This is a genomic window from Pseudarthrobacter sp. AB1 (assembly GCF_014926485.1).
In the GTDB taxonomy this organism is placed as follows: domain Bacteria; phylum Actinomycetota; class Actinomycetes; order Actinomycetales; family Micrococcaceae; genus Arthrobacter.
Map to the genome: position 1 here is coordinate 1 of NZ_PZKO01000040.1, position 4,929 is coordinate 4,929.

General features: G+C 62.5%; 2 protein-coding genes and 1 pseudogene. 1 reads left to right on the plus strand and 2 read right to left on the minus strand.

Annotation, left to right across the window (positions count from 1 at the left end; translation table 11 throughout):
- Both DAD99_RS10800 and DAD99_RS10805 read right to left on the minus strand, forming a co-directional pair.
- On the minus strand, window positions 1–1,936 hold a 1,936-nt coding region (locus DAD99_RS10800), incomplete at its 3' end, for a primary-amine oxidase (protein ID WP_193341534.1).
- Between the two features lie 680 nt (window positions 1,937–2,616).
- Window positions 2,617–3,924 carry a LuxR C-terminal-related transcriptional regulator gene (locus tag DAD99_RS10805; RefSeq protein ID WP_185262149.1) on the minus strand — a complete coding sequence of 436 codons (1,308 nt, stop codon included), beginning with the start codon at window positions 3,922–3,924 and terminating at the stop codon, window positions 2,617–2,619.
- A gap of 163 nt (window positions 3,925–4,087) precedes the next feature.
- Between DAD99_RS10805 and DAD99_RS10810 the strand changes: the two are divergent.
- A pseudogene (locus DAD99_RS10810) lies at window positions 4,088–4,929 on the plus strand (transketolase); the annotation flags it as partial.

Sequence of the window (4,929 nt, forward strand, 5' to 3'; positions counted from 1 at the left end):
TGGTGCAGCATGTTTCGGTGTTGGTTGTTTGGGTTCGGTTTTCGTTGGTGGGGAGGTTGAGGGTGGGGTTTTGGTCGAAGAATCCGTGGGGTTCGAGCATGAAGCCGATGTTTTGGCGGGGCATGATGGGCCAGTCTTCGAGGCGGACGACGTGGTGCATGCCGAAGGTGTACCAGACTACGAGGTCTTGGTCCACGATGTTCCGGTCTGCTTGGGTCCAGATGTGCAGGCCGTCGTCGGCGCCGGTGGCTTGGTTGGGGAATTCGCCGGCGGCGAAGCGTTCGGTGCGGTTGTAGGCGGTGACCCAGAGGTTGTTCCGGGCGAACTGGGCTCGTTTGCTGACGTAGGACTCGTCGCCGGCGGCGAGTTGGATGCCGTCGGTGGGGATGAGGCGGTAGGCGACGGGTTCGTCCACGATGTTGCGGCTGTCGCGGTTGGCGATCTTCCAGAAGCGGTGTTTGGAGGAGTCGGTTTTGCGGATGGCGGCCTGTTCGGTTTCGAGGAGCCGGTCGACTGCTTTGAATGCGGTGTGGGTGGGGTTGTGTTCGGGGATTTCCATGTCTACTTCGTAGACGGCGTTTGTGGGTCCGTCGATTTCGAAGTCCATGCGGACGTTGAACATGTGCTGGTGGATCGGGGCGTAGAGGCCGTCGTTGTTCAGGGTNTGGCCGTAGGGGCTTTTCTCGCCGGGTTTCTGGCCGGCGGTGGAGAGGATGCCGGTGGCTTTGACGAGGAACTCGATGCTGCCGTCGAGGAAGAGGTGCCAGTAGAAGGCGTACTCGTAGTTCGCGACGGTGGCGATGAAGGAGATGACGAGTTTGCGGCTGCGGCGGGTTTCGGTGGTGCCTTCGCGGAAGTCGAAGTGCTTCCAGAGGATCGAGTCGTCTTCTTCGTGCATGCAGATGGCGTTCTCGATGGTCAGGGGGTTGCCGTGGCTGTCGGCGGTGATGCCGTCGAAGTATTTGATCTCGCCCAGGCAGTCGCAGCCCAGGGTCAGGGAGTTGGCCATGTTCCCGATGTTGTATTCGCCTGAGTCGAAGGCGTTCTTTTTGGCTTGGACGGGGGCGGTGTCGCCGTAGGGGACGACCATTTCCGAGAGTGAGGCCCGGTTGATCACGGGGCGTTCGACGCCTTTGTTGCGGAATTTCAGCTGGTGCAGGACCAGGCCTTCGCGGGGGGTGAAGCCGACGCGGAAGGACCAGTCGGCCCACTGGACGTGGTTGCCGGTGACGGTGAAGGAGGCGCCTTCGGGCTGGGTGATGGAGATGGGTTTGAGGTCGGTGCGGGCCTCGCCGACGTATTTGGGCAGGTAGTTGCCGCTCGCGGACGGGACCGGGATTGCCTGGTCGTCTTCGACCTTGACGATTTCGCCGGTGTTCAGGTCCACGATGACGATGAAGTTCTCGATCGGGTGGGCGTAGGGGCTGTCGTCTGCTTCTTCTCGGACGAAGACGAGGGCGCGCATCAGGCGCCGGCCCTGATCGTCTTCGCCGAAGTAGCCCACGGACCAGGGTTCGAAGCAGACCAGGGACATGTCGGTGATGCCGCGTTTGGCCAGGGCGGCCTGGACTTCGGGGTCCTTGCGGCAGCTCTCTTCGCCTTCGGCGAATTCGTCGAGCATGAACGGGGGGTGGATGTGTGCGGCGAGCTGCGTCCATTTGGAGACGATGCCCGAGTCCAGGTCCACGATCGCTTCGTAGGACCGTGCCTCGGCCCGGTCGACGAGGACCGCGTCGGCCTCGCGGACCGTTGCCGCGCCGGAGCGGAGCAGTTCCTTCTCCGGTTCGCGCAGCTCGATACTGATGAAGCGGAACGATTCGGCCGCGGCCTGGCCATCCTTCAGGATCGCCGCGGCCCGGGAAATCTCGTCGCGGGAGAGCGGATCGAGAGGGTGTGCTACCCCAATAACAGTTTCGGTTTCAATGTCGATAGACATACTTTTCTCCTTGATTCTCTTTGAGGATGAGATCCCTAAGGCCTGATAGGCGAATTGCCCCGTAAGGCCTGGAATATGCCGAAAGTTTTCCTGGGCATGGCCGATTACTAATTGCTTGATCTGCTACGGACCGTTTGCAAACCCGATCCGCTGTTTTACTGTGCCAGCCGATCTCTGTTCCGAACCTACTGAACATGACGCTGATCACTTGCATTCGGTCTGTGTAGAAAAAGCTACGTTATGCAATTCATCGAGGCGAGCCTTTTATGGATATTTACGTGAGAAATTCGCAGGGTTATTTTCCCATCGCAGTTAACATGTTGGAAACATACCGAAACATGATCGAAACCTGCGGAGCGGGATTCCAGCCGTCAACGCCGCGCCGGGACCGCTGTTACGGCACTGTCTCAGAGCGTGGTTGGGTGGATTTAGCGGAAGGGTCGTTGGCCTCTTGCGGCGAGCCGTTCAGGCTTGCGATCCGCCGCAGGCCGCGGCCCACAGCCAGAGCACCACCATCGGGGCACCCCGGTTGGTGCTAGCGGTTTCGACATGCGCAGGCAGATGGCAGCCTCAGCGGCGGACGTAGACGAGGTCCTGCACGCACAAGGGTCTGGACGAGCGGGCCGGCCCGTTTCGTCTTAAATGGACCGAACAGTCAACTTGAGTGAACAGCTACGCCGCTACCGGAGTCCGTGGCTGTGTGCCAGGGCGATAGCCTCAGTGCGTGAACCGACCTCGAGCTTCCTGAACAGGTTGCGCACATGGAACTTGACCGTGTTCTCGCTAATGCCGAGCGTGGAGGCGATGGTCCGGTTGCGCTCTCCGGCGACAAGGTGCTGGAGGACTTCGAGTTCCCGGGCGGCAAGGTCCCATCCTGCGACATCCCCGGCCGGGCGTGTCGTTTGCATGTCCAGGGGGAGGGTGACAAAAACGTCCGCACCCCAGCCCGGCATAACGTCGATCCGCAGTGTTCCGGTGAGCGCCTGGACCCTGCGGTCCAGGCGGGCGATGCTCGGCGCGTCGGCTTTGAGCGCACCCCGGCCGTCGTCGCGGACGTTGATCAGCAGGTTTTCGCCGTCGCAGTCCCATTGCGTCCGTACCCTGCTGACGTCCGGCTGTTCCGTCATGGCCAGCACAAGTCCGCGGACGATTGCCCGTGCCGCGTGGGCAACTTCGCCCGGCAGAGCCCGTCCATTCAGCGGCGGTTCGATAAATTCAATCTCAATGCCGCTGTAGCGTGTGAGCGGCCGCAGGTCCTCCCGCAGGCGCTCGAAGGCCTTGGCGACGGGCTCTTTCACCAGGTCTGTAGTGCGGTCGCTGTGGGTCCGGATCCCGATCAGAGCTTTGGCGGTGAGGTCGATGACGGTTGTGCGGGCCGCCGCGTCCTCCAGCGAGGAGGAACGAAGGGCTGCCAGGAGCGTCTCCAGGGTGGTGGAGTGCACATCGGTCAGTTCCGCGGTCACGCGGAGGCGTTCAGCGGATGCCGCCCGCGATTCGAGCAGGTACGACGGCGGCGCATCGGCCACCTTCTCCCGGATCCGCCGCGCTGTAAGGCGCCACAGATACGTCACCAGGTCCAGGCCGGCGTTGCGCCCCGGAGCGGCAGGGGGATCGGTAAGGACCAGGAGGGCGTTGCTCGAGGCGTGTTTCAGGGCGAGCACGGGGCGGGTCTTACTGGCGAGCTCGGCTTCCCCGAACCAAGGTCCCTCATCCTTAAGGGTGGCGCGGAGTGTGTCCAGCTCGGCGATGGAGACCCGGGAAATGATGTCTTCGTCGCCAGCCTTCTTCTGCGGGCGGCCTGTGCAGTCTTCCGTGAAGATCACAAGCGCGCTGCTTCCCATGTAGGGGAGCGTGGCATCACGCAGGCGCTCCGCTATCTGGGCCAGAGGGGCGTCGGCCAATGCTGCAACACTCTGCAAAAGCGGCCACGGCAGGTCTGGTAGGGCCACGGTGAGTTCTTTCAGGGATGGGTCCGGCGCTGCACTCATCCAGACAGCATACCCGGCCGGAAACGTCCTTCCAACCCAAAAGGGTAGTCAGAACCGTCAGAAAACAGTGTTACCCCTGCCCATTTGGTTCGCGATTATTGATATCAACCAGAAAGTATCCGTCCGGCCGCTGCAGGCCGACCAGATCCAAAAAGGACAAACCGTGAACCCGACGACAAATGTGATACTCCCCGGCACTGCCAATTCAGCAACACTCAACTGGACGCCCGAGGACGAGCGCGCCGTAGACACCGCCCGTGTTCTGGCGGCGGATGCCGTGGAGAAGGTCGGCAACGGCCACCCGGGCACGGCCATGAGCCTGGCGCCCGCCGCATACCTTCTCTTCCAGAAGCTGATGCGCCACGATCCCCGCGACCCGGACTGGCTGGGACGTGACCGTTTCATCCTGTCACCCGGCCACTCCTCCCTGACCCTTTATGTCCAGCTGTTCCTGTCCGGCTACGGCCTGGAACTGGACGACCTCAAGGCGCTTCGCACCTGGGATTCGCTGACCCCGGGCCACCCGGAGTACAAGCACACCGCCGGTGTCGAAATCACCACGGGCCCGCTGGGCCAGGGCCTGGCCTCCTCGGTGGGCTTCGCCTACTCACAGCGGCGGATGCGCGGCCTGTTCGACGCCGACGCCGCCGAGGGCACGTCCCCGTTTGACCACACCATCTGGGTCATCGCCTCCGACGGCGACATTCAGGAAGGCGTCACGTCCGAGGCTTCCTCGCTGGCCGGGCACCAGGAACTGGGCAACCTCGTGGTGATCTACGACGAGAACCATATCTCCATCGAGGACGACACTGACATCTCCTTTACCGAGGATGTCCTCAAGCGCTACGAGGCGTACGGCTGGCACACCCAGCGCGTGGACTGGACCGAGACGGGCGAGTACGTCGAAGACGTCCAGGAGCTGTACTCTGCACTGCTGGACGCAAAGGCCGAGACGTCCAAGCCGTCCATCATCTCGCTGCGCACCATCATCGGCTACCCGGCACC

Coding starts and splice junctions, on each gene's coding strand:
- DAD99_RS10805 (WP_185262149.1), bottom strand. CDS start 3,924: ATGAGTGCAGCGCCGGACCCATCCCTGAAAGAACTCACCGTGGCCCTA.